The sequence below is a fragment of the Idiomarina sp. 28-8 genome (assembly GCF_000320945.2).
Taxonomy (GTDB): Bacteria; Pseudomonadota; Gammaproteobacteria; order Enterobacterales; family Alteromonadaceae; genus Idiomarina; species Idiomarina loihiensis.
Genome location: NZ_BANL01000063.1, coordinates 1 through 339, shown reverse-complemented (window position 1 = coordinate 339; position 339 = coordinate 1). Strand labels below are relative to the sequence as shown.

General features: G+C 44.8%; 1 protein-coding gene. It reads right to left on the bottom strand.

Annotated features, from left to right (window positions below):
- Positions 1-232: hypothetical protein (locus RJ32_RS15375; RefSeq protein WP_034823234.1), on the bottom strand; the 232-nt coding region annotated here is incomplete at its 3' end.
- Between the last annotated feature and the right edge of the window lie 107 nt (positions 233-339).

The window sequence follows — 339 nt, the reverse complement described above, 5'->3', positions numbered from 1 at the left end:
CTAAACTTCTTTGCTGTTCTACCATTTGAGCGGGGAAGGTTGTGTGTACGAATTGAGCTGACTTTAAGGCCTCCACCGCTCCAGCTGCTCTAGCAATTTGAGAGCTAATACTGTCTGGCAAAATGTGAATTTTGCTACGCTCAATAATTTTCTGAATTGAGCTGTCGAACGCCCATGATGGAAAGCCTGATATTCTATCGCGGCGCTTTTTGCCATCTGATGAGGAGCTCATGACCAAATCCTTGTTTTAAGTGGGTTGGTCGAGCATACCAAAGTAACGAGCGGCTGCGAATCGAGATTCAACTAGAATGACTAGGGGTTTGCTAAAAAATTGCACTG